The sequence below is a fragment of the Terriglobia bacterium genome (assembly GCA_020072845.1).
In the GTDB taxonomy this organism is placed as follows: Bacteria; Acidobacteriota; Terriglobia; order Terriglobales; family Acidobacteriaceae; genus JAIQGF01.
In genome coordinates this window covers 206,446-228,786 of record JAIQGF010000004.1, presented here as the reverse complement: position 1 = coordinate 228,786, position 22,341 = coordinate 206,446, and the positions used below count along the sequence as shown (strand labels likewise).

The following is a 22,341-nucleotide window of genomic DNA, read 5'->3' as shown; positions in this document are numbered from 1 at the left end:
CCGAGAACCAATATGGCATCCGTACTCCAACCCGATCTCGCAACCACGCAACCCGAGGTGAAGGATCTCGTCATCAGTGTTGCCGACGTGCACAAGTACTACGACCTCGGCGAGACCAAGGTCCACGCCCTGCGCGGCGTCTCGCTCGACATCCGGCGCGGCGAGTTTGTCGCCATCATGGGCTCCAGCGGCTCCGGCAAATCCACCTTGATGAACCTGCTGGGCTGCCTCGATACGCCCAGCAGCGGGCGCTATTTGCTCAACGGCACCGGCGTCTCCGAACTCGATAAGAGCGCGCTGGCCGCCATTCGCAACCGCGAACTCGGGTTCGTGTTCCAGGGGTTCAACCTGCTGGCACGTACTACCGCGCTGGAGAATGTCGAGCTGCCGACGCTTTATGCGCGCCTCGACAAGAACCAGCGCGCGGCGCGCGCCGAGCGGGCCCTGAAGCTGGTGGGCCTGGGCGACCGCATGGATCACTTCCCGTCGCAGCTTTCCGGCGGCCAGCAGCAACGCGTGGCGGTTGCGCGCGCGCTGGTGAATCAGCCGTCGATCCTGCTGGCCGACGAGCCCACGGGCAACCTCGACAGCCGCACCTCGGTCGAGATCATGCAGATTTTCCAGGAGCTGAACGACCAGGGCCTGACCATCGTGCTGGTCACGCACGAACTGGACATTGCGAATTTCGCCCAGCGTATCGTGGTCTTTCGCGATGGCAAGATCCGCCGCGACGACGCGGTCCAGAATCGGCCCCGCGCCGCGGATGTTTTATTGAAGATGCCGACGTTGGAAGACTAACGGGTCCATCGGTCGCTCGGTCTATCAGTCGTTCGGCTAAAGCAACCGACAGACCGATAGACCGGCAGACTGAAAGACCGATAGACTGAGAGAGTAATTATGGATTTCGCAGCCACTTTGAAAATCGCTCTCCGGGCGCTGGCGCGCAACAAGATGCGCTCGGTGCTCACCATGCTGGGCATCATCATCGGCGTGGGCGCTGTGATCGCCATGGTCGGCGTCGGCCAGGGCGCGCAGCAAAAGGTGCAGGACCAGATTGCCTCCATGGGCACCAACCTGCTGTTCGTCTCCAGCGGCACGGTGACGCGCGGCGGCCTCCACATGGGCTGGGGCCAGACCAAGACCCTGGTCTACGAAGACATGAAGGCCATGCAGCGCGAAATCCCCACCATCGCCATGGCCGCGCCCGGCGCTAGTTTCAGCGCACAGGTGGTGTTCGAAAATCAGAACTGGTACACGCGGCTTACGGGTACCGAGCCGCCGTATTTCGACATCCGCGACTGGCCGATGGTCGCCGGTTCCAGTTTTTCGCAGGACGATGTGACGCAGGCGGCCAACGTCGCGGTCATCGGCAACACCGTGCGCCAGAACTTGTTCGGCGCCAGCGACCCCATCGGCGCCACCATCCGCATCGGCACCCTGCCCTTCCAGGTGGTCGGCGTGCTCTCCGCCAAAGGCCAGTCCGGCATGGGCCAGGACCAGGACGACTTCATCGCCATTCCCATCACCACGCTGCAGAAGAAGATCACCGGCCAGGACTGGCTGCAGTACATCCTGGTCTCGGCGACCTCGCAGCCCGCGACCTATGCCACCCAGCAGCAGATCACCTCGCTGTTGCGCGACCGGCACCGCATCCGCCCGGGAACGGATGACGATTTCTTCGTCCGCAACCTGGCCGACGTGGCCGAACTCGCCGACCAGTCTTCGCGCGTCATGACCCTGTTGCTGGCCTCCATTGCCGGCGTGTCGCTGATCGTGGGCGGCATCGGCATCATGAACATCATGCTGGTGTCGGTGACCGAGCGCACCCGCGAGATCGGTATCCGCATCGCCATCGGCGCCACCGAGCAGGACGTGCAGCGCCAGTTCCTGAGCGAGTCGGTGGTGCTCAGCCTGATCGGCGGCGCCATCGGAATTTTCTTCGGGGTGGGGTCGTCGCTGGTGATCACCAAGACGCTGGGCTGGGCGGTGCTGATCTCGCCCATGGCCATCGTGGCCGCCGTGATCTTCTCCATGGCGGTGGGCATCTTTTTCGGCTTCTATCCGGCGCGCAAGGCTTCACGCCTGGATCCCATCGAAGCCCTGCGGTTTGAATAACCGAGGTGTGGGTAACTCCAGGGCGAAGGATGGGCAAGGTCGAAGCACCCTAAAGGACGCAGGAGCTTGGCGTCACGCCACCACAGACACTTCCCCATGTTCTTTGCGCGTCGGTTTTAGCGTGATTTCTACGTCTTGCCCGAGGGCAGTGAGGAAGTCCATCAGGCGCTCGACCGAGAAGGCCCCGGCGCGGTTCCGCATCAGGGCGGATACGTGAGGCTGCTTGATGCCAAGAATCTTTCCCGCTTCGGTTTGCGTCAGTCCACGTTGCTTGATCAGCCGGTAAATCTGCAATGTGAGTTTGGCCTTCAACAGCTCCCGTTCCGGATGGGGAAGACCGAGGTCGGCAAAGACATTCCCACTGCTGTTTTCTGCCTTGATCCTGCTCGTTTCTTTCCTGGTCGTTGTCATTCCTATACAGGAATACGTCTATTCGTTATTCAGGGTCAAGTCCCATCGTGGCGAGGTTCCTCCGTGGTCGCGCGGGTTAGCTAAGAGCCAAAAGCCAAGGTCCCGTCCAAGGTCTACCGTTTCGCTACACCGGACGTTCTTGTCGCTACATGCCGCGGCGGGCAAGCGAAAAGAACGGCTCGGGTGGTTTGTCGTCCAACACTAGACCCGCGACCATCTCGCCGATAGCCGGCCCGTGCTTGAAGCCGTGGCCGGAGCCTCCACCTACAAGCCACACCGTCGGCGCGTCAGGGTGACGATCCACGATGAAATGTCCGTCCCGGCTGTTCTCGTACTGGCAGACTCGGGCTTCCACCAGCGGAGCGCCTTTCATTCCCGGGAAACGGAATTCCAGATATCTCCGCGCCGCTTCGATGGCTTGGTTGGTGGGCGTTCGGTCGCCGGCGGTGGGATCGAATACCGGCCCGCGATCGTCGTCCGCCAGCTTTAGCCCGCGCCACTGGTTGCTGGGGATGCCGTAGAAGTGAGGGCCGCTGCGATCAATGAATACCGGCAGGCTGTCGTCGGTAAACCGGCCATCGCCGGCCGGGGTGCCAAAGAAGAAGACTTCCTGGCGCGTCGGCTTGATGCGATCGCCGATCACATCGGGAAACAGATCGCCCAGCCACGGTCCGCAAGCGAAGACGTACTGGTCAGCCTCGAGCGCAGTTCCATCGGAGAGCCGGATGCCGGCCATGTGGCCCGAGGCAATGCGGCCGGGTTGGGCGCTCAGCGCGCGGAATTCTCCGCCCTCGGCCTGAAAGCCCTCGAGCACAGCTTCGCAGGCGCGGCGGGCCTTCAAATACCCGGCGTCGGATTCGAGAACCGCCCACCCGACGCCCTCGAAATTGATCTGCGGGAATCGCCGGACCAGCTCGGCGTGTGGCAGCGTATCGAACGCCACGCCCGCTTCACGCAGGGTGGGCACGGTTGCGTTTTCGTAGGGATCGTCGCTGCCGACCATGCGCAAGCAGCCAATACGATGGTAGAGCTTGCGCTGCCAGCGCTGCTCGTTTTCGCGCCAAAGCTGGAGCGAGCGCGCGACCAGATGCACGTAGATGCGGTCGGGACCGTAGCTGGCGCGGATGATGCGCGTCTCGCCGCCCGAACTGGCTCGCGCGTTGCCGGGGCCCCAGGCATCTACCAGGGTGACTCGAGCGCCACGGCGCAGCAGGTGCAGGGCGGTCCAGCCACCAAAGGCCCCGGCGCCGATCACCACGATGCGCGGTTGCGTTGTCACAGGGATTTCGATTTGCGGTTCAGGCAGACGGGATTGTACACGGGGGTTGCGGAACGACAGAGATTAGCACCAGCGGCGAGATCCCTCGGCTTCGCCTCGGGATTTCGGCAGGCGGCTCCCGCTGCGCTCACGCCGCCTAAGCGCCTCAAGTTTGACGCTGCCGAATTGGCCCTGCTAGACTCAGAAATTCCAGGCCGTCTGCCGGACTTCTCAGTGCGGCAGCCCTCCTAAACGGTTAAGGACCCAACAAACGTGCGCAGTTACACAAGACATCAGCTCAAAGAAGATCAATTCAGGACCGGCGCCAAGGAAACGTATTCCTGGGCGGTCGCACATCGCACCAAGCTGGTCTATGGCGCGGTGGCGGTGGTGGCCGTATTGGCGATCATTCTCGGCGGCTGGGTGTACCTCCAGCAGCAGGACGAGTCGGCGGGGGTTGCGCTGGGACACGCACTGCAGGTGTACCGCGCGCCGGTGACCTCGTCGGGCGAGCCAGCGGCGCCGGAGACAACCTCGTTTGCCTCAGCGCAGGAGCGGGCCAAGGCGGCCCGGGCGGAATTCGCGCAGGTGGCGCAAAAATATCCCCACACGCGCTCGGCGGAGATGGCGCGCTACTTCATGGGACTGGCCGACCAGGACGCCGGCAACGCGGCGGCGGCGGAAAAAGAGCTGAAGGAAGTGGCCGAGGCGAGCGGGGCGGATTTGCCGGCGCTGGCCAAGTTCGCGCTGGCGGCGCTGTATCGCAACCAGGGGAAGGACGCGCAGGCAGTGCCGTTGTACAAAGAGCTCATCGACCATCCGACCAACGCGGTGGCGAAATCGCAGGCGCAACTGGCGCTGGCCTCGGTGTACGAGGCCAAGCAGCCGCAGGACGCGCGCAACCTCTATCAGCAGGTGCAAAAGGAAAATCCGGACAGCGCCGCAGCACAGATCGCGAGCGCGCGCTTGTCGGATCTGAAGTGATGACTGGGCGACGCTTGGCTCAGATTGACGGCGGGTGAGATTACCGGCTAACCGGCGGCTTCTTCGAGCTGGCCTTTTTCCAGCTTTTCCTGACATTCGATGCAGTGGCGGGTCCAGGGCACGGCCTCGATGCGCTTGGGATTGATGTCCTTGCCGCAGGAGATGCACTGGCCGAAACTGCCTTCGCGGATGCGGGAGAGGGCGCCCTCGACCATCTGCAAGAGCTGGCGCTCGCTGTTGCTCTGGTGAAAGAGGAACTCCTTGTTGTAGGAGCTGGCGGCGCGATCGGCGATATCCTGCGCGGTATCGAGATCGCTGGCGCGACCGTCCTGCGCGGTGCGCGAGACGTTCTTGCGCAACTGCTGCTGCCGCTCTTCCAGCTTCTTCTTGAAGTATTCGACCTTCTTCTTGTCCATGCGGCCCGTTCTATCCCCCACAGAAGTCACCAGAATGCAGGGGTGAAACTGAAGATGATAAGCGCGCACCGGAGGGCCGTCAACAGGCGGCGCGATTCCGCGGCAGGCTTGATTCCCGTTCCGGGGCGAGCAAAGCAAAACCGGGACGCAGTGCCCCGGTTATGTAGCCATCGGTTTCCCTTAGAGTTCGCGCCCGACAGAAGGCCCGGTCAGCTGTTCCCACCCACGGTTCGCAACTTGCCGGGAGTGAAGTGATAAGGCGGCCACGGACCGCTGATGGCGACCTCGCAGTCTTTCAACTGTCGCGTGGCGGCGCTGTAGCGGTTCTGGTACTTCTCCACCGTCTTGGAATCGATGAGGTGGGCAATATCGATCAGCAGGCCGCCGGAATCGACCTTCTTGCAACTGACTTCCTCTTCCAGCGGTAAAAACAGCTTGTGCACCTGGACGGAGACGGCGCGCGCCTTGCTTTGACGCTCGCGATCGCGGCTGGCAATCTCGCGCAGCTTGCAGAGATATTCGCTGCCGGCCGACAAGGGAAGCGTGGCGTCGGGAAGCACGTCGCGCAGCGCCTGGCGATGAACCACGACTTTCAGGTGCATTTCGGACTTGCCCTTCAGGCGGGCCACGCTTTCGGTGAACGCCTTGCGATTGGCGCGGACGGCGCGGCGGAGGGCATCGTCGGTGTCGAAGACGGTGCCGAACTTGAAGGGCAGCACGGTGGTGTTCCGGAAGCACTCGCTGATCACGCGCGCGTGCTCCAAAACCGCCCTCTGGTCGAGGTCGCCGGTGCGTTGATACTCGCTGACGATGACGGCAAAGTCGCCGCTGGGATACGCCAGGATGGGAGAGTCGGCGATGCCTTTCATGCCGGCTACGGTGAAGGGCCTGCGAGCGCGAGCGCCGTTAGTCAGAAAGGCGTCTTGCTCGGTAATGCAGTAGGCGTACCATGCCATATCGATTCTCCGGGCTGGGCGGAGGCGAAAGACTGCGCCTTCGCAGTAGGTGTATGGGCCTACAAATGGGAACTACGGCTAGGTACTGCAAAAATCGGGCGCGAGCGTTTACCCAACGACATTACTTTAGCCCGGACTGCCCCAGGTAGCAACTGAATTAGTGCATCCCGGAATCGGAATCGGAAGGAATGCGCCCAAGGGCTACTTTTTCCGCTGATTGTTGCCGTTGCGGGCGCGGGCGGCGAGGGCGGACTGCACCTCATTCTGCATTTCGGAGAGCGGCGCCGGCTTTCCAGTCCAGATTTCGAACTGGCGCGCCCCCTGATACACGAACATCTCCCAGCCGGGAATCACGCTGGCGCCCTGGGCACGAGCGAGGCGGAGGAAGCGCGTCTCGACCGCGCCGTAAACCATGTCCATGACGAACTTCGCCTTGATTTCATTCTCGTTCAGCGGCGAAGCCTTGCCATTGCCCATGCCAACCGGCGTGGCATTGATGATGACGTCGAAGGAAAGCTTCTTCAGGTCGCCGCGCTTGATCACCTTCGCCTTCGCCTGGCGCGCCAGCTTCTGGGCCGGGGCCGGGGTGCGGTTCAGGATGTAGACCTCAGCCCCACGTGCCTTCAGCCCGAACACCGCCGCCCGCGCCGCGCCGCCCGCGCCCAGCACCAGCACCGGGGCGCCGTTCAGGTTCAGGCGCTGCTCCACCGGCTGCACGATGCCCGCGACATCGGTATTGAAGCCATAGAGTTTGCCGTCCTGGGCGCGCACCACGGTGTTGCACGCGCCGGTTTTCTGCGTCAGCGAATCGCTGTTGTCGAGGTGTTCGACAATCTGCTGTTTGTAGGGCATGGTCACGCTGAGGCCGTGGATGGGGATCTCATGCACGCACTTCAGCAGATCGGGGAGCGTTTTCGCGTGCAGTGCCAGGTACACCGCATTGACGTTTTCGCGGCGAAACGCGGCGTTCATCATCTGCGGCGACAAGGAGTGCGACACCGGGTCGCCGGCCACCCCATAGACCTTGGTCGCGGCATCCACCTGCTCGATGCGGTAAACCTCGCGCAGCAGCTTGGCGGTCATCATGCCGGGTGCGGTTTCCTCGCCGGGGCTGGCGGCGGCGAAGGTCCAGACACTGCCGGCGCGCAGTCCGAGAACGCGGCTGATGATGCCTTGTTCGCCCATGCAGACGCCGATCACCGAATGCGTGTTGCGCGTCTGCATCAGGAACTTCATCATCAGCACGTTGTCGAACAGCGTGGTCGCGGTGGTGACGACCTTGTAATAGTCGGCGGCAAACTGCTGCATCTTGGCGAACGTCTGCTCAATTTTCCTGGTGGCTTGGAAGTCATGGAAGGACAAGATCAACGATGCCCGGCCGCGCAGGCGCTCCAGGTCGGCGGGCTTCATGGCGGAGGCGCTTTGCAATTCCAGGTCGACAAGCTGGCAGCCATTGGCGGCCGCCTTGGTGAGCACGTCCAGTTGGGCAGCCAGCGAACCGCGGAACTTGCCCCCGTTGACCCCCCGGCGGCAGGTGGCGATGGCGACCACTCCCGGGTGGTAACTGAGAAACCGGCGGACCTGCGGAAGCGCCAGGCCGGGGTTTTTCAAGTAATCTAACCTGAACTCCAGAAAGGAGTTATCGCGCACCATGGTCTCGGCCTTCTCGACCATTTCGGCCGCCGAAGCGCCCGCCACCGGAACGCATACGCGCGGCAGGCGCAACGGCAACGGCCGCGGCACGAAGCTGGGACTTGCCACATTCATCTAGATTTTAGCCGAGGATGCGCATATTACAGGCGCACCATAACAGATGCAATACAGGATTGCGTCCCCGGAATCGGGATTGCGCCGCTGGAGTGCCGAAACGGTAAACACGCCCGTGCTTGACCGTCGGTAAGCTGTTTGCTAGCGTTCGATTCGCGGTATTGTGTCTGATCAGGCCCCGCCGTTTTTTGCGTGCGAAGGAGGCGTTATGAAGAGCGTAGCGTTGCTGTTGGCGCTGGGTGCGCCGTTGGCGTTTTCACAGCAAGCCACCCCGGCGCGGGCGACCAGCAACCTGGCCGAGCGCGTGCAGGCCCCGAGCTACGCTGACATGTACTGCTCGGGGTTCATCACCAACGAGAGCCACGGGAAGGGCAGCTACATCGTGGCCGGCGCCGAGTCACCGCATCAGACACAATTCCGCCAGGGCGACATCGTGTTCCTGGAGGGCGGCGGATTGCAGGAAGGCTATCGGTTATCGGTGATTCGCGAACTGCGCGACCCGAACAAAAGCCGGGCCTATGAGGGGCAGGCAGGCGCCATCTCAGCCTTGGGCCAGCCCTATGCGGAATTGGGACGGCTGCGCGTGACCGCGATCCGGGAGAAGACCGTCATTGCTCAGGTCGAATACAGTTGTGCCCCGATCGTAGCGGGCGACCTCGTCGTGCCGTTCCAGGAAAGGTCGCCGGTTGCCTACCACGCCAACACCGCGTTGGAGCGCTTCCCGGCAACCGCGGGCAGGGTGACCGCGCGCATCGTGATGGCCAAGGATTTCGACTACATCCTGGGCACCGGGCAGAAGGTGTATATCAGCGCCGGTGCGGACAAGGGTGTCAAGGTTGGCGATTATTTTCGCGCCGTCCGCAACTATGACCCATCGACCATGAACGACGTGGACGCGCAGTCAAATAAGGTGACGCAGAGCGAGGAAACGCAGAAGTCAAAGACCGCGACCACGAGCGGGAAATATGCCGAACTGCCCCGGCGCACGCTGGCGGAGATGATCGTGCTCAACGTCACCCCGACCAGTGCGACCGCGATGATCACTTACGCGTTCGAAAGCGTGGAAGTCGGCGATGCGGTGGAGTTGGAAGCCGGCATGGCCACCCAGCAGCCCCCCAGCCCGCCCCAGGCCCTCCAGGCTCCCCAGAATCCACCCACCGTCTCCTGCAGCGCCAGCCCGAGCTCGGTCAAGTCGGGTGAGCTTTCGACCATCACCGCCATAGGCCAGAGCCCCGACAACCGGCCTCTGACTTACGGCTTCACCGCCTCCGGCGGCCGCATAAAGCCCAGCGGAGCGCAAACTACCCTGGACACGACGGGCGCGCCGGCCGGGCCCCTCACCATCAACTGCACCAGTACCGATGACCGCGGCCTGAGCGCCAACGCCAGCACCGTCGTCTATGTCTCGCTCCGACCTCCGCCGCCGCAGGCCAGCAAGGGCGGCAGCATCGAATTCAGCCGGGACCGGCGTCGTCCGACGCGCGTGGACAATGTAGGCAAGGCCATTCTCGACGATTGCGCCCTCCGCCTGCAGCGGGAGGCGGGTGCTCGCGGCGTGATCGTAGGCAACGCTGACCCCAACGAAGCGGACGCCCTAAGCGTGGCGGAACAGCGTGCCGCCAACGCCAAGGACTATCTGGTGCGCGAGAAAGGCATCGATCCCGCCCGCCTCGAGGTACGTACCGGCAGCGCCGGTACCCAAACGGTGGAAGTCTGGCTCGTGCCGGCGGGCGTCAGTTTTTGATGTAACGAGCCGAGAAACTGCAATACCGACCATTCTGCAATACTCACGAACTGAATTACTTCTCACCGTCAGCTCTAGATTTTCCCGGCAGTGCCGCGGGGTTCTCATGGGTGCGCTCGCGGAAGGCGCCACGCATGCCGCCGGCGAGCGAGACCGCCGACTCGCCGAATTTGTCGCGCATCCGGTCGGCCGCCGAGAGCGCCTGTTTCCAGCGCTGGTGGCGATCCGAGTCCAGCAATTCGATCTGGCCTTCAGCCGTTTCCAGCGACGACGCCTGGACGCCCAGCAGGCGCACTTCGCGCCCCGGCTGCCAGTTGCGGCGGAAGAGTGCGCGGACCTGCTCGATGATCTCCGTATCGAGTTGGGTTGCGCCGGCCAGCGTGTGTGCCCGCGTGATGGTGGAGAAATCCCGATAACGAAGTTTGAGCTGGATGGTGCGCGCGTACAGGCGGCTCTCGCGCAGACGGCGTCCGACCATTTCGCTCAAGCGAGCCAGCGTGGATTCCAGTTGTTGCAGGTCGGCGGTGTCGGTGTTGAAGGTGTGTTCGTGGCTGATGGACTTGGGACCGGTGTCCTCGCCGATTTCCGCATCGAACCAGCCGCCGGCATCTTCGCCGCGCGCCTTGCCCGCCAGCGCCAGCCCCCACTTGCCGAAACGCTGTTCGAGCACCGCCTCGTCGAGCTTGGTAAGGTCGCCGACCTTGAAGATGCCCATGGTGTGCAGCTTGTGCTCGGTAACCTTGCCGACGCCCGGAATCTTACGAATATCGAGCGGCGCCAGGAACGCGGCCTCGCAGCCCGGCAGGACGTGCAGCACGCCGTTGCGCTTTGCCTGGTCGGAAGCCACCTTGGCGACCAGCCGCGACGAGCCGATCCCGATCGAGCAGTTGAGCTGCGTCCTGGCCTTCATCTCCGCGTGCAAATTGTGGGCGGCGCGCAGCGGCGGACCGTGCAGGCGCTCGGTGCCGGTCATATCAAGGTAGGCTTCGTCAATCGAGGCCATCTCGAGGGCAGGCGAAAACTTCTTCAGAACTTCATAGACCTTCCGCGAGCAGTCGCGATACCGCCCGGGGTGGCCATCCACGAACACGGCATCGGCAGGCAGAAGCTTGGCGGCGGTGCGCAGCGGCATGGCCGAGTGCACGCCGAACTTGCGCGCTTCGTAATTGGCCGCCGCCACCACGCCGCGTTCGTCACGCTGCCCGCCCACGACGACGGCCTTGTCTTTCAACGAGGGATCGAAAAGCTCCTCGACGGAAACGAAGAAGGCGTCCATGTCGACATGAAACACCGTGCGCACAGGAGAAGCTTAACTCACCACGGAGACACGGAGGCACGGAGAAACTGATCTCGTAATTGGGTAATTTTGTAAATTGGTAATTGGAAGCATGGTCTCAGTCATGTCTCAGGGCCGACCGGCAAAATTGCCAAATTACCAAGTTACGAAATTACCAAATCTCTTGCGTGTCTCCGTGCCTCCGCGGTGAAGCCACGGATTAGATTTCGCCGAAAACTTCCGCCGTAAACGCCTCGATGACCGCCCCGCGCTGCCAGGCGTCCGGTGGAGAGCCGGACTTGACGCAGGTCTGCTCCAGGAAGGTGAGCCGGTCCCAACCGTGCTCGACCGGCACTTGCGGCAGCAGTAGGCCGCGGCGGGTCGCGTAGGTGACCACGAGACCGTGGCGGCCAATCTCGATTTGCTCGGGGAGGATGGGCTGCACTGGAGAAAGCACGCTGATCTCGATTTTCAGCAGCGGCGCTTCCTCGCGAGTCACAGGTGGAAAGCGGATGTCCCTAAAAGCGGCCGCCACCGCAGTTTCGGCGACGGTGCGGTACAGGGAGAGGATAGGGAAGACGAAGCCGACGCAGCCGCGCAGTTGGCCGTGGAGATGCAAGGTGGTGAACGCGCCGCGCTTTTCGTCCAGATGGGCGGAAGGCGCAATCACCTTCAACTCGATACCCGCCAGATGCGCCTCAATCGCACGGTGTGCCAGGGCGAAGAGCGCGCCGCGCTCCTCCGTCGAATATTGCGCGGGCTGGGTAGCGGTTTCTGCGGCAGTGTCGCTAAGTGGTTGCGACATCACGCTTTCTCCGGCGGCTGAGGATGAACGCGCGCCGTTGGCGGCGTACCACCTGCCGGTCGATCTTCGACCAGAACGCGGCGAAGTAATCCATGGCGGAAACCAGCGAGAGCGTGACCATGAACCAGATGCCGACGCGCGCCAGCACGTGGAGGGGAAAGACGTAGCGACCGAATTCCCACTGCAGCCAGCGGTGGTCGAGGATGCACAGCACCACCACCACGATCTGCACCACCATTTTGACTTTGCCGAGATCGCTGGCGTCAATGGTGAAGCCCTGCTGCGCGGCGATGGAGCGCAGGCCGCTGACCAGGAATTCGCGTCCGATGATGACCACCGCCATCCATGCCGGGACGACGCTGGGATTCAACTGCACCAGGGTGACGAAGGCGGCGGCGATGAGCAACTTGTCGGCCAGGGGGTCGAGCAGCATGCCCATGGTCGTGATCTGATGACGGCGCCGCGCCAGGTAGCCGTCGAGTCCGTCGGTGATGGAGGCGGCGATAAAGACGGCCGAGGCCAGCAGTTCGCGCTCGCCATGCACCCCCACGGCGAAGCGGCTGCTGGACAGGATCCAGATCAGCACCGGAACGCTGAAGATGCGGGTGAGCGTAATGTAGTTCGGCAGGTTCACTTCAGAACCGCAAGATGCAGTCCCCAACCCGCACGTGCGGCGCACGCCAACCAGACCGGGGACAGCAATTCCAGATTATCCCCCTACGCAGCGGGCAAAGCAACGCGGAAGCGGACATCCGGCTCAGTTTTGCCGGGGTTGAGCACGCAGGCGCACCGGCAAGACGCGTGCGTAATGTTGGAAATCGTTGTCGGTAGTGAATATCTCCCAGTTCCTTCGAATCGCGACCGCGCACAAAAGAAAATCGACGGCTGAACCGGATATGCCCGCTGCGCGGCAGGCGTTATTGGACTCGGCGGCCGCTTCCCAGTCTTCAAGCGAGAGCGGCTCGTCGGAGAAGTCGCGCAAATCATCGCGCACGGCGCGGAACTGAGCAGCGTTGCGGATTCCAGACAGGAGCTCTTGCCGAATTGGGCCGACAATGCGCACACGGGTGTCGGCGGTGAGGTCGGCCAAATCCTGACGGATAGCGCGTTCGAACTCGCTCAACTTCCCCGCGTCGCGGCGCAATGCGAGCGACCATACCGGCGTGTCCACAAGCACGTTCACCGCCGTTTCCTGCGGCGCTCCGCCTTGTAGTCATAGCTCGGGTCAAAGTCGATTTTCCCAAAGAGTTCGAGTATCTTCAGTTGCTTTCGCCTGCTCACATATTCTTCCAAGGCGGCGTTGACTGCATCCTTCTTTGTCTTGTGGCCGCCGACGCGTTGGGCCTCATCGACGAGCCTGTCATTCAATCCCAGATTTGTCGCCATGGGGTAAATTATCACACAAACAGGTGTGTGAATCAACACACACGAAAAGCCTTGGCCTGGTCCGTCGGTCTAGGCGTAAATGCCGCGCTGCTTGAGGCAGTACGCCACCCGGTCGATGGCCAGCATGTAGGCGGCAATGCGGTTGTTCACGCTGTGCGTCTCGGCGTAGCGCACCACGTCTTCAAACGAGCTGCGCATGATGTGTTCCAACTGCTCGTTGACCATGGATTCTTTCCAGAAATAACCCTGCCGGTCCTGCACCCACTCGAAGTAGGACGTGGTCACGCCGCCCGCGTTGGCCAGGATGTCGGGAATAACGAAGATCCTCTTCTCGGCGAGGATCTCATCGGCAGCGGCGGTGGTGGGACCGTTGGCGCCTTCGCACAAAATCTTGCACTGGATGCGGTCCGCGTTGCGGGTGGTGATGACGTTTTCGATCGCGGCCGGCACCAGGATGTCGCAATCGCTGACAAAGAGCTGCTGCGGATCCATGGCTTCGGCGCCGGGAAATCCGTGGATGCTGCCGGTGCGGTAGCGGAATTCCCAGAGCGCGTCAATATCCAGGCCGTTGGGATTGAAGAGGCCGCCGTCAAACTCGACGATTCCGATGATCTTGTAGCCGGCCTCGTACATGAGGCGAGCGGCGTTCGACCCGACGTTGCCAAAGCCCTGCACGATCACCCGCGTCTCGTCGCGGTTCAGCTTCAGTTTTTTGAGCGCCTCATCACAAACCACCATGACGCCGCGCCCGGTGGCCTCGCGCCGTCCGCGCGATCCGCCCATGTTGAGCGGCTTGCCGGTGACGACCGCGGTGACGGTCTGGCGCATGTGCATGGAATAGGTGTCCATGATCCACGCCATGACCTGTTCGTTGGTGTTGACGTCGGGAGCGGGCACGTCTTTTTCCGGCCCGATGAATTCCATCAGCTCGGCGGTGTAGCGCCGCGTCATGCGCTCCAGTTCACCCATGGACATTTTCTTGGGATCGCAGATGACGCCGCCCTTGGCGCCGCCGAAGGGAATGTTGACGACGGCGCACTTCCACGTCATCCAGCTCGCCAGGGCGCGCACTTCGTCGAGGGTGAGGTCGGGAGAGTAGCGGATGCCGCCCTTGCCCGGGCCGCGCACGATCGAATGCTGCACCCGAAATCCGGTAAACACTTCCAGGGTGCCATTGTCCATCTGCACCGGGATGTGGACGATGATCTCGCGGTTGGGAAGGCTCAGCACCTTCATCAATCCCGGATCCAGGTTGAGCTTGTGCGCCGCCATTTCAAAGCGCGCGCGCTGCGCTTCCCAGGGATTGATCTCCTGCTCCATGGTGATGGTGGTCATGGAAGTTCTCCCAAGTCCAGCAGTCCGCCGCCGGTGTGACATGCCGCGGCGGGCAAACCAGCGAGTATATGAGGGTGGATTGGCGGAGGCAAGGTGGGCTGTGTAGTGGCCAACAACATCCGCACGGAATACTGCCGGCTGCCGCAGTTTGGCGGCAAATGTCGTGTTATAATGTTTGTTATAACCATATGGCGAGGTGCGGCATGGCGGCGACGGTGAAGGTTACAACAGTCGGCAACTCCGTAGGGATCGTGCTTCCGAAGAAACTTCTGGATCGTTTGCACATCGAGAAAGGAGATACGCTGTACATCAGCGAGACTCCGGGGGGCGTGCAACTTACGCCCTACAAGGCCGAGTTTGCCAGGGTCGTGGAAGCGGGCCGGCGGGCCACGCGGAAATACCGCAACGCGCTGCGAAAGCTGGCCGAATGAGGGAACCGGTCTGGATCGGAGTCCTGGAGGCACTGGTACTGCACGACATGCAGCTAGTCACGTTTGGAGGGGCAGCCGGGGTTCGCGACGTCGGTTTGTTGGAATCAGCTCTGGCGCGGCCCCGAAATCTGCTGGCCTACGGAAAGAAAAAGCCATCGCTGGCGCGGCTCGCCGCTGCATATGCATTCGGCATCATCAAAAACCATCCCTTCGCGGATGGGAACAAGCGTACGGCGCTGGTGATCGCCTTCGCATTTCTCGACGTGAACGGCATCGAGATCAATGCCAGCGAGGAAGATGCCTACCGGATGTTCATGGACCTGCCATCGGGCCGTGTGAGCGAAGAAGAACTCGCCCACTGGATGAGCGAGAACAGCGAGTAGATCGCGCGGGCCGATCCCATGACGGCGAAAGGCCCACATTTGCCAAGAGCGGGCAAATCTGGGGCACCCGGTTAGCCCCCACTTTAGCTCAACAGATTGCTGCGAATAGTCTCTCCTGCAGCTCGGATGGCACGCCAGCGAACATTTGTTGCGTCAAGTGTGAATGTATTAGGCGTGTCAGAATCGAGGTAGATGAGGCCGAGCACCTCGTGGTTTTCATTAACGATCGGGAAGCAGACGTAAGACCTGCGGTCGGCCGTTCGCTGCGCCACCTCCGAGACTGTGTAGTTATATTCGTTCACCATGCGCGTACGGTATTCCTCGTCCGACGCAAAATTCTCGACACGGGGAGCCTTAATGCTATACACCTTGCCAATAATGCCCTTTTCAATTGGAAATGATCTTCCACCCCCGCCCCCAATCGGAATGTAATCAAATGCCTGGACTAATTCTGTTTGCTTGCGATACCAGTGATGAGTAGGACGATGATATGTGCCGCGCACCGCCGCTCCCTCTGAAGGCAATAGCGTGAGCAGTATCTGCAACTGGTAGCGCACGGCATTCATTCGCTCGCGTACGCTGTCGTTATATTCAAAAATCTTGACGCCAACGATGATGATTCCTGGAAGAGCGACCCAAGCCTTCGCGACGGTCGTTGCCGTAGATAAAATTACCGCGATTGCGGTTAGCGATGCGAATTCAATAATCCAAAGAACAACAGTGCGGTTGTTCATGCTCTCGTCGCGATCACAGCCTGCACAATCGGAATGTTGTAAGCCGATTGACCCATCACCCTCGCAGCGGCCTCGATGTCCGGCGAGATGCGAATAACATCGTGTGGCAACGTGAGTGCTTCACTCTTGATAACGCTCAGGCCCGCACCTTCTAAACGTTCGGAGAGTTCCTCCGGTCGGGACAGGAAGGAAGGTTGGGAGACTCTCTCGCCCGTTTTGAGTGCAAACACGGCTTCATCGACGGCATTTCCTCTGTATGAGCGGAGCGCAACACCCCATGCGTAATGAGGTATCGTCCCGACAAACACGCCACCGCGCTTCAGAACTCGGCTAACCTGCTCGAAAAAAAGTCGCTGGTTAAACGGATCGAAAAGGAATGCCGCAACGATGGCAAACACACCAGTCTTAAAAGGCAATGCCAGTGCATCTGCTTGTATACGGCCAAGAGCGGATTCGCGGCTGGGCAGCCGCAGCATTTCGGGAGCTAGATCGAGCTGGAGGATTTGCATCGGTGAAATTCCGCAGTATTCACCGAGTCTGCCCCGACCGGCACCCACATCAAGGGCGAGGCCGTCGCTTGGAAACGGAAAACGCTGCTCACGAAAGTATGTTTGCGTAGCAGCATCGAAATTCCGTGATGTGATGTGCCGCGGCTCGTAATACTCGTCCGCAATCAGGTCGTATCCGGTAACCCACGCACTCGGTCGTGAATGATCAAGAGCCACCGAAGCGACCGCCGCCTCCCCTGTCATATGCGGTAGTGTACACGCCTACGCAACTCCACCGGACCTATCTGTCGGGCGTGGGTGCTTGCTGACACATCTTCTTAGGTGCGAAAGGCGCGTCAAAGCCCGCATAGATGGCCGGGGATAACCCAAATCGGAGACTTGAGGCTGAGCGGCTAGAGCTGGATTTCCATGCCTTCCTGAGCGGCGCGCACCTTGGGGTAATGTTCGCGGGCGGTATGGACGATGGAATCGATGCACTCGTCGCTGTGGTCCGGGTCATGGTGGAACAACACCAGTTCCTTGGCGCCGCTCTCCATCACGATGTTGATCGCCTCGCGCCAGTGACTGTGGCCCCAGCCACGTTTCTTGGCCTCATATTCCTCGGGAAGGTATTGCGCGTCGTAGATCAGGATGTCGGCGCCCTGGGCCAGCTTGCGCACGTTCTTATCGAAGACGGGATGGCCGGGTTCGTTGTCGGTGGCGTACACCAGCGTGCCTTCCTTGGTTTCGAGGCGGAATCCGAGGCAGCCCTGCGGGTGGTTCAGCCACATGGATTGCACGATGGCATCGTCAAAGGCAATGCGGTCTTCCTCGATGTCGTAGAAATTGCGGTGCGCCGCCATCTCCGTCATGTCCACCGGGAAATAGGGGTCGGCCATCTGCTCTTCGATGGCGCGCTGCAGGCCGCGGCTGCGGCTGGAGGAATGAAAGAAGAAGTAATTGTCCTTGCTCTCGTACAGCGGTCCGAAGAAGGGGATGCCCTGGATGTGGTCCCAGTGGAAATGCGAGATGAAGATGTGCGCGTGGATCGGCTTGCCGCTGTATTCGCTGCTCAACGACTTGCCGAGATTGCGAAAGCCGGTCCCGCAATCGAACACATACACGCTCCCGTTGACGCGCACCTCAACGCAGGAGGTGTTGCCCCCATAACGCATGTTCTCCAGTTGAGGCGTCGGCGTGGAGCCCCGCACACCCCAGAACTTGACGTGCATGCGCCTCCGTTGCGCCTTCGCCCTGCGTCCCGGCATGCCGGTTTGCGTGCTTCACGCCATAGGACTGCGTCCCCGGTTGTGCGCTGAATCCGGGTCAAATGCGCATAAGTGGCGCAAGTATATGACAGTTTTCGGCGGGAGCGACAAACGGCGCAGCGGCACGAACGACCCAGTTCCCAATTAGTCAATACGAGCGAATTGCTGGAGTGTTGGGCCACAACCCGCGCCGGCCATCCCACGTATAATCGCTGTTTCCGCAATGGAGAACCGTTTCGAACGGCCTTGACTAAACTCATGCTCCGTCCCGATTTGCGAGAATTTCTCCGCCTCGCCAAGAGCGCCAGCCTGGTACCGGTGGTGAAGTCGGTGAGCGCCGACTTGCTGACACCGGTCTCCGCCTTTCTCAGCGTTGCCGAGAACGAGCCGCATGCCTTCCTGCTGGAGTCGGTGGAAGGCGGCGAGAAGGTCGGACGCTACACCTTTCTGGGAGCGCGGCCGTACATGCGCCTCATCGGTCACGGTGACGAAGTCGTGCTGGAGCGCGGCCGCCATCGCGAGCAACGCAGCGGCGGCGCTCTCCAGGCGCTGCGCGAAGTGTTGCGTCAACACCGGCCCGCCGACGTACCCGGACTGCCGCCCTTCACCGCCGGCGCGGTCGGATACTTTGCCTACGACACGGTGCGCAGCCTGGAACGCCTTCCCGCGCGCGCCCAGGACGATCTGCACGTACCCGACTGTGTGCTGATGTTCTTCGACCGCCTGCTCGCCTTTGACCACGTCCGCCACCAGATCCACATCATCGCTTCGGCGGACGTGTCGCGCGAAGACCCGCGCCGCGCCTACGACCGCGCGGTGCGCGACATTGCGCAACTGGAACGCAGGCTCGCCCGCGGCGTGCCGCGCCGGAACCTCGCCGCCACCCATACCGCGCCCGCGAAAAAGCTCAAGCCGAAATCCTCGACCACGCGCGCCGGATTTCTGCGTGCCGTGGGCCGCGCCAAGGAATACATCGCTGCCGGCGACGTGTTCCAGGTGGTCCTGTCGCAACGCCTTTCGTTCGATCCCGGGGCGCGCCCGTTCGATATCTACCGCGCGCTGCGCACCGTCAATCCTTCGCCGTACATGTATTACCTCCGCCTCGGCGAAATGACCGTGCTCGGCTCGTCACCGGAAATGCTGGTGCGCGTCGCCGGCCGCAAGCTCGATTACCGCCCCATTGCGGGCACCGTCCCGCGCGGCGCCGACGAGCAGGAGGATCTTCGCCTGGAAGAAAAGCTGCGCCAGGACGAAAAGGAACGCGCCGAACACGTCATGCTGGTGGACCTGGGGCGCAACGACCTGGGCCGGGTCAGCGAATACGGCTCGGTGCGCGTGCGCGACCTGATGTACGTCGAGCGCTACTCGCACGTCATGCACCTGGTGTCGGCCATTGAAGGGAAACTGCGCAGTGACCTTGACGCCCTGGACGCCTTTGCCGCCTGTTTCCCGGCGGGCACGCTTACCGGCGCCCCCAAGGTGCGCGCCATGGCGATCATCGAGGAGTTGGAGCCGGTGCGCCGCGGCGTGTATGGCGGGTCGGTGCTGTACGCCGATTTCGCCGGCAATCTCGATTCCTGCATCGCCATTCGCACCATGCTGCTCAAGGGCCGGCGCGCCTACGTGCAGGCGGGAGCGGGGATCGTGGCGGATTCCGTTCCGGAGCGAGAGTTTGAAGAATCGATGAATAAGGCGCAGGCGCTGGTGCGGGCCGCCGAACTGGCACGTGGGTAGTGGCCAGTGGTCAGTGGTCAGTGGCCAGTAAGACCGAAACCCAATTTGGAACGACGAATACTGGGTAGTGTTCTTGTCCAGAGCTGCAAACCTATATGGAGCACCTATGATGGCGGTCGGGGAGGCACCATGAAGGTTCGCTCATATCATCATCTGATCGCCTGGCAGAAGGCCGTCGAACTCGTTGTAGAGATTTATCGTGCGTCGCGGTCATTCCCGAAGGAAGAACTGTATGGTCTCATAAGCCAGATCCGGCGCGCGGCGGTGTCGATACCCAGTAACATTGCAGAAGGGCAGGGGCGACTCTCGACCGGCGAATTCAAGCAGTTCCTGGGGCATGCGCGAGCTTCGCTGTTCGAAGTGGAAACCCAACTCGAGATCGCGCTTCGACTGGAGTACCTGAACGCCGACAAGGCGCGCGAGTTGCTGACGCACTGTGCAGAACTAGGCCGTATCATTAATGGTCTGCTCTCGTCATTGGAGCCACAACCGACCCCTGAGGAGGCGCTAGCGACTGGCCACTGACCACTGGCACTGATCACTATGGTGTTCGTACTCGATAACTACGACTCTTTCACTTACAACCTCGTCCAGTATCTCGGCGAGATGGGGCAAGACATTGTTGTCCGCCGAAATGACCAGACCACGCCTGCCGAAATCGAAGCGCTGAAACCCTCGCACATCCTGATTTCGCCCGGCCCTTGCACGCCGCAGGAGGCCGGCATCAGTATCGAACTGATCCGTTATTTTGCCGGGAAGGTCCCGGTGCTGGGCGTCTGTCTTGGGCACCAGGCGATTGGGGCGGCGTTTGGCGGCAAAGTGGTGCGCGCCGCCCACCTCATGCACGGCAAAACCAGCCAGGTCGAGCACGACGGGCGCACCGTGTTCCGCGGCGTTCCCTCGCCCATGCAGGCCACCCGCTATCATTCCCTGATCGTCTCCGAGGACGGCTTGCCGGGCGAACTGGAGATCAGCGCTCATACTGTGGACCAGAATGGAACGCGGGTCATCATGGGACTGAGGCACAGGCGCTATCCCATTGAAGGCGTTCAGTTCCATCCCGAAAGTGTGCTGACGCAGCACGGCCGCGATCTGCTGCGCAATTTCCTTCAGCTTTGACCCAGTACCAGTTAGATAAGCCTGCGGGGGCGCCCAAGGCCGCAAAGGGAAGGCCGTCCCATTTGAACCCCCGCGACTTTGGTCACTGCGCGAAATGCTTGACAGTTTCATGTCTGACAGCGATGCTTACGCTGCGGAGGGCAGCTATGGCTCAACCCCAAAGGGAACAGCGTTCAACCAGGCGTTTCTCCCTGCGGCTTCCGGTCACCGTCAAGTTCAGTGACGCCGGCGTAGAGAAGACGGCGCATACCCGCGACGTCAGCGCCCGCGGTATCTGTTTCTATCTGGATTCCAGCGTTACGGAAGGTTCGGAGATCGAGTTCACGCTTACGCTGCCTCCGGAAATCACGCTCACGGAAAGCATCCGCGTGCACTGCAAGGGCAAAGTGGTGCGCGTGGAAGCGCAGGAACCCGGCGGCCGGGTCGGCATCGCTGCGGTGATCGAGCGTTACGAATTTCTTGCCGAACCGTAAGCTCCGCGTTTCGGAATCCGCCCATCCTGCGCCGGCATTCGGATCTCGCAACTGACAACTGACTGCCACGCGCGAATCATTCGATCATCATCATCAACTTTCACTTCTCCTCCAGCCCGATTACCATAGCTACAATGCTTTGCCGACACCGCCTCGCGATCATCTGCGCCGTCGCGATTGCCATCGCCGGTCCCTGCGCTGCGCAGGAGGCGACCCCGATCGGCGAGATCTTCGCTTCCGATGCCAGCGTCAAGGGCGCCGTGCAACTGGCCGGCGCGGGCATGCAGGTGATGAGCGGGTCCTCGGTGGGAGCGGGTCAGGCGCCGGCGCTGCTCCGCCTGACGCGCGGCGGCGAGGTGCGTGTCTGCCCGCGCACCAGTCTCTCCATCAGCGGTTCACAGAACGGCCTGATGTTGGGCATGAATAGCGGTGCTCTCGAAACGGACTATTCTCTTTCTTCAGCTCCCGCCGATGCCATTTTCACGCCCGACTTCCGCATCATGCTTGCCGGGCCGGGCAAGATTCACGTGGCGGTTGGCGCCGACGCGCGCGGCAACACCTGCATCCGCCCGCTGGCCAACAACGCCGCCACGGTGGTCGTCTCCGAATTGATGGGCGGCGGCACCTACGAGCTCAAGCCGGATGAGCAGGTGATCTTTGAGCGCGGCAAGGTGGCCAATGTTTACCACGTGGTCGGCGAATGCGGGTGTCCGGGTGCGCCGCCGGTGGTGCGGGCGGCTGCGGTCCCGGAGGCTCCCTCCATCCTCAGTCTGCGCAAGCCTCCTGTTCCGCCGTCGTTGGCCATTCCCCTGGACGCCCCGCATCCGCCACAGCCAGCGGCTTCCGCTCCTGGCGGCGCTGCGGCGCTGGTGGCGAACGACGTTCACGTCGAGGTGGACGCGCCTTTTGTTTTTAGCGCCAGCGACCCCGAGCCGCCGCCGCTGGCACAAGTTGTGCAATTGAGGTTCAGCTCGGCGGCGCCCTTGCCCATCAATCCGCAGCTGCCGCGACCGGCCGAATTGCATCCGATCCCGCCATCGCCGGCGCCGACAATAGTCGTCGAGGTGACTCGCAAGAAGAAGGGTTTCTTCGGCAAAGTACGGTCTTTCTTCGCCTCGGTATTCCACTAAGTTCAGTGAACCCCGCTTTGGCCGCGGCTTTTGCTTCCCGGCGACTGAAGACTGACGACTGTAGCCGACTTTCGCTGACTCCACCTTCGTGCCCGGCGTGCCGCCGGCCTAAACTTTTGTGAAACCTT

At 61.9% G+C, this 22,341-nt stretch carries 25 protein-coding genes; 11 read left to right on the top strand and 14 right to left on the bottom strand.

Annotated features, from left to right (window positions below):
- Window positions 1-12 precede the first annotated feature (12 nt).
- Window positions 13-798: an ABC transporter ATP-binding protein gene (locus LAN70_04330; protein ID MBZ5510377.1), complete on the top strand. Its 786-nt coding sequence runs from the start codon at window positions 13-15 to the stop codon at window positions 796-798.
- A gap of 99 nt (window positions 799-897) precedes the next feature.
- Window positions 898-2,115 (top strand): ABC transporter permease, encoded by a 1,218-nt coding sequence (locus tag LAN70_04325; protein MBZ5510376.1) that lies wholly within the window; start codon window positions 898-900, stop codon window positions 2,113-2,115.
- Window positions 2,116-2,187: 72 nt separating this feature from the next.
- Here LAN70_04325 and LAN70_04320 read toward each other — a convergent pair whose 3' ends face one another.
- Both LAN70_04320 and LAN70_04315 read right to left on the bottom strand, forming a co-directional pair.
- Window positions 2,188-2,526, bottom strand: a complete 339-nt coding sequence (locus tag LAN70_04320; protein ID MBZ5510375.1) for a helix-turn-helix domain-containing protein — start codon at window positions 2,524-2,526, stop codon at window positions 2,188-2,190.
- 145 nt (window positions 2,527-2,671) lie between these two features.
- A complete protein-coding gene (locus LAN70_04315; protein ID MBZ5510374.1) occupies window positions 2,672-3,805 on the bottom strand; it encodes an FAD-dependent oxidoreductase in 1,134 nt (377 codons plus the stop codon).
- A 252-nt stretch (window positions 3,806-4,057) separates the two neighbouring features.
- On the opposite strand from LAN70_04315, the gene LAN70_04310 reads away from it, so the two are divergent.
- Complete coding sequence (locus tag LAN70_04310; GenBank protein MBZ5510373.1) at window positions 4,058-4,768, top strand: tetratricopeptide repeat protein; 711 nt, start codon at window positions 4,058-4,060, stop codon at window positions 4,766-4,768.
- A 47-nt stretch (window positions 4,769-4,815) separates the two neighbouring features.
- Here the strand turns inward: LAN70_04310 and LAN70_04305 are convergent, their stop codons facing one another.
- From LAN70_04305 to aroE, 3 genes are all read right to left on the bottom strand, one after another.
- Window positions 4,816-5,184, bottom strand: a complete 369-nt coding sequence (locus tag LAN70_04305; GenBank protein ID MBZ5510372.1) for a TraR/DksA family transcriptional regulator — start codon at window positions 5,182-5,184, stop codon at window positions 4,816-4,818.
- A gap of 209 nt (window positions 5,185-5,393) precedes the next feature.
- A complete protein-coding gene (locus LAN70_04300) occupies window positions 5,394-6,140 on the bottom strand; it encodes a GvpL/GvpF family gas vesicle protein (protein ID MBZ5510371.1) in 747 nt (248 codons plus the stop codon).
- Window positions 6,141-6,341: 201 nt separating this feature from the next.
- Window positions 6,342-7,901: a shikimate dehydrogenase gene (gene aroE, locus LAN70_04295; GenBank protein ID MBZ5510370.1), complete on the bottom strand. Its 1,560-nt coding sequence runs from the start codon at window positions 7,899-7,901 to the stop codon at window positions 6,342-6,344.
- A gap of 214 nt (window positions 7,902-8,115) precedes the next feature.
- Between aroE and LAN70_04290 the strand changes: the two genes are divergently transcribed.
- Entirely contained in the window at window positions 8,116-9,651 is a 1,536-nt protein-coding gene (locus tag LAN70_04290; protein MBZ5510369.1) for a hypothetical protein, read from the top strand.
- A gap of 55 nt (window positions 9,652-9,706) precedes the next feature.
- Here the strand turns inward: LAN70_04290 and dinB are convergent, their stop codons facing one another.
- The 6 genes from dinB to LAN70_04260 form a co-directional block, all read right to left on the bottom strand.
- Entirely contained in the window at window positions 9,707-10,951 is a 1,245-nt protein-coding gene (gene dinB, locus LAN70_04285; protein MBZ5510368.1) for a DNA polymerase IV, read from the bottom strand.
- Window positions 10,952-11,147: 196 nt separating this feature from the next.
- Window positions 11,148-11,732, bottom strand: a complete 585-nt coding sequence (gene amrA, locus LAN70_04280; protein ID MBZ5510367.1) for an AmmeMemoRadiSam system protein A — start codon at window positions 11,730-11,732, stop codon at window positions 11,148-11,150.
- Window positions 11,716-12,366, bottom strand: coding sequence for a CDP-diacylglycerol--glycerol-3-phosphate 3-phosphatidyltransferase (gene pgsA / locus LAN70_04275; protein ID MBZ5510366.1), 651 nt, complete (start codon window positions 12,364-12,366; stop codon window positions 11,716-11,718). The genes amrA and pgsA overlap by 17 nt, the downstream gene beginning before the upstream one ends.
- A 123-nt stretch (window positions 12,367-12,489) precedes the next feature.
- Window positions 12,490-12,915, bottom strand: a complete 426-nt coding sequence (locus LAN70_04270; GenBank protein ID MBZ5510365.1) for a PIN domain-containing protein — start codon at window positions 12,913-12,915, stop codon at window positions 12,490-12,492.
- Window positions 12,912-13,118, bottom strand: a complete 207-nt coding sequence (locus LAN70_04265) for a type II toxin-antitoxin system VapB family antitoxin (GenBank protein ID MBZ5510364.1) — start codon at window positions 13,116-13,118, stop codon at window positions 12,912-12,914. Before LAN70_04265 ends, LAN70_04270 begins: the two co-directional genes overlap by 4 nt.
- A 69-nt stretch (window positions 13,119-13,187) precedes the next feature.
- Window positions 13,188-14,453, bottom strand: a complete 1,266-nt coding sequence (locus tag LAN70_04260; protein MBZ5510363.1) for a Glu/Leu/Phe/Val dehydrogenase — start codon at window positions 14,451-14,453, stop codon at window positions 13,188-13,190.
- A gap of 203 nt (window positions 14,454-14,656) precedes the next feature.
- Here LAN70_04260 and LAN70_04255 point away from each other — a divergent pair, with 203 nt between their 5' ends.
- Complete coding sequence (locus tag LAN70_04255; protein ID MBZ5510362.1) at window positions 14,657-14,884, top strand: AbrB/MazE/SpoVT family DNA-binding domain-containing protein; 228 nt, start codon at window positions 14,657-14,659, stop codon at window positions 14,882-14,884.
- Complete coding sequence (locus LAN70_04250) at window positions 14,881-15,267, top strand: type II toxin-antitoxin system death-on-curing family toxin (GenBank protein ID MBZ5510361.1); 387 nt, start codon at window positions 14,881-14,883, stop codon at window positions 15,265-15,267. The genes LAN70_04255 and LAN70_04250 overlap by 4 nt, the downstream gene beginning before the upstream one ends.
- A gap of 83 nt (window positions 15,268-15,350) precedes the next feature.
- On the opposite strand, the gene LAN70_04245 is transcribed toward LAN70_04250, so the two are convergent.
- The 3 genes from LAN70_04245 to LAN70_04235 all read right to left on the bottom strand — a co-directional run bounded on the left by LAN70_04245 (window position 15,351) and on the right by LAN70_04235 (window position 17,757).
- On the bottom strand, window positions 15,351-16,001 hold the full coding sequence (locus tag LAN70_04245; protein MBZ5510360.1) for a hypothetical protein: 651 nt from the start codon (window positions 15,999-16,001) through the stop codon (window positions 15,351-15,353).
- On the bottom strand, window positions 15,998-16,726 hold the full coding sequence (locus tag LAN70_04240) for a class I SAM-dependent methyltransferase (GenBank protein MBZ5510359.1): 729 nt from the start codon (window positions 16,724-16,726) through the stop codon (window positions 15,998-16,000). Before LAN70_04240 ends, LAN70_04245 begins: the two co-directional genes overlap by 4 nt.
- Window positions 16,727-16,902: 176 nt before the next feature.
- Entirely contained in the window at window positions 16,903-17,757 is an 855-nt protein-coding gene (locus LAN70_04235) for an MBL fold metallo-hydrolase (protein ID MBZ5510358.1), read from the bottom strand.
- A 258-nt stretch (window positions 17,758-18,015) separates the two neighbouring features.
- Here LAN70_04235 and trpE point away from each other — a divergent pair, with 258 nt between their 5' ends.
- The 5 genes from trpE (at window position 18,016) to LAN70_04210 (ending at window position 22,213) form a co-directional block, all read left to right on the top strand.
- Entirely contained in the window at window positions 18,016-19,491 is a 1,476-nt protein-coding gene (trpE, locus tag LAN70_04230; protein MBZ5510357.1) for an anthranilate synthase component I, read from the top strand.
- Window positions 19,492-19,620: 129 nt separating this feature from the next.
- Window positions 19,621-20,016 (top strand): four helix bundle protein, encoded by a 396-nt coding sequence (locus LAN70_04225; GenBank protein MBZ5510356.1) that lies wholly within the window; start codon window positions 19,621-19,623, stop codon window positions 20,014-20,016.
- Window positions 20,017-20,034: 18 nt separating this feature from the next.
- On the top strand, window positions 20,035-20,610 hold the full coding sequence (locus LAN70_04220; GenBank protein ID MBZ5510355.1) for an aminodeoxychorismate/anthranilate synthase component II: 576 nt from the start codon (window positions 20,035-20,037) through the stop codon (window positions 20,608-20,610).
- A 146-nt stretch (window positions 20,611-20,756) separates the two neighbouring features.
- Window positions 20,757-21,083, top strand: coding sequence for a PilZ domain-containing protein (locus tag LAN70_04215; GenBank protein ID MBZ5510354.1), 327 nt, complete (start codon window positions 20,757-20,759; stop codon window positions 21,081-21,083).
- A 134-nt stretch (window positions 21,084-21,217) separates the two neighbouring features.
- Window positions 21,218-22,213 carry a hypothetical protein gene (locus LAN70_04210; protein ID MBZ5510353.1) on the top strand — a complete coding sequence of 332 codons (996 nt, stop codon included), beginning with the start codon at window positions 21,218-21,220 and terminating at the stop codon, window positions 22,211-22,213.
- Window positions 22,214-22,341: the final 128 nt, after the last annotated feature.

Excerpts from the sequence above, each read along its gene's own strand:
- LAN70_04330 (MBZ5510377.1), top strand. The coding sequence starts at position 13 with ATGGCATCCGTACTCCAACCCGATCTCGCAACCACGCAACCCGAGGTG.
- LAN70_04325 (MBZ5510376.1), top strand. The coding sequence starts at position 898 with ATGGATTTCGCAGCCACTTTGAAAATCGCTCTCCGGGCGCTGGCGCGC.
- LAN70_04320 (MBZ5510375.1), bottom strand. The coding sequence starts at position 2,526 with ATGACAACGACCAGGAAAGAAACGAGCAGGATCAAGGCAGAAAACAGC.
- LAN70_04305 (MBZ5510372.1), bottom strand. The coding sequence starts at position 5,184 with ATGGACAAGAAGAAGGTCGAATACTTCAAGAAGAAGCTGGAAGAGCGG.
- LAN70_04300 (MBZ5510371.1), bottom strand. The coding sequence starts at position 6,140 with ATGGCATGGTACGCCTACTGCATTACCGAGCAAGACGCCTTTCTGACT.
- LAN70_04290 (MBZ5510369.1), top strand. The coding sequence starts at position 8,116 with ATGAAGAGCGTAGCGTTGCTGTTGGCGCTGGGTGCGCCGTTGGCGTTT.
- amrA (MBZ5510367.1), bottom strand. The coding sequence starts at position 11,732 with ATGTCGCAACCACTTAGCGACACTGCCGCAGAAACCGCTACCCAGCCC.
- LAN70_04265 (MBZ5510364.1), bottom strand. The coding sequence starts at position 13,118 with ATGGCGACAAATCTGGGATTGAATGACAGGCTCGTCGATGAGGCCCAA.
- LAN70_04260 (MBZ5510363.1), bottom strand. The coding sequence starts at position 14,453 with ATGACCACCATCACCATGGAGCAGGAGATCAATCCCTGGGAAGCGCAG.
- LAN70_04255 (MBZ5510362.1), top strand. The coding sequence starts at position 14,657 with ATGGCGGCGACGGTGAAGGTTACAACAGTCGGCAACTCCGTAGGGATC.
- LAN70_04250 (MBZ5510361.1), top strand. The coding sequence starts at position 14,881 with ATGAGGGAACCGGTCTGGATCGGAGTCCTGGAGGCACTGGTACTGCAC.
- LAN70_04245 (MBZ5510360.1), bottom strand. The coding sequence starts at position 16,001 with ATGAACAACCGCACTGTTGTTCTTTGGATTATTGAATTCGCATCGCTA.
- LAN70_04235 (MBZ5510358.1), bottom strand. The coding sequence starts at position 17,757 with ATGCCGGGACGCAGGGCGAAGGCGCAACGGAGGCGCATGCACGTCAAG.
- trpE (MBZ5510357.1), top strand. The coding sequence starts at position 18,016 with ATGCTCCGTCCCGATTTGCGAGAATTTCTCCGCCTCGCCAAGAGCGCC.
- LAN70_04225 (MBZ5510356.1), top strand. The coding sequence starts at position 19,621 with ATGAAGGTTCGCTCATATCATCATCTGATCGCCTGGCAGAAGGCCGTC.
- LAN70_04220 (MBZ5510355.1), top strand. The coding sequence starts at position 20,035 with ATGGTGTTCGTACTCGATAACTACGACTCTTTCACTTACAACCTCGTC.
- LAN70_04215 (MBZ5510354.1), top strand. The coding sequence starts at position 20,757 with ATGGCTCAACCCCAAAGGGAACAGCGTTCAACCAGGCGTTTCTCCCTG.
- LAN70_04210 (MBZ5510353.1), top strand. The coding sequence starts at position 21,218 with ATGCTTTGCCGACACCGCCTCGCGATCATCTGCGCCGTCGCGATTGCC.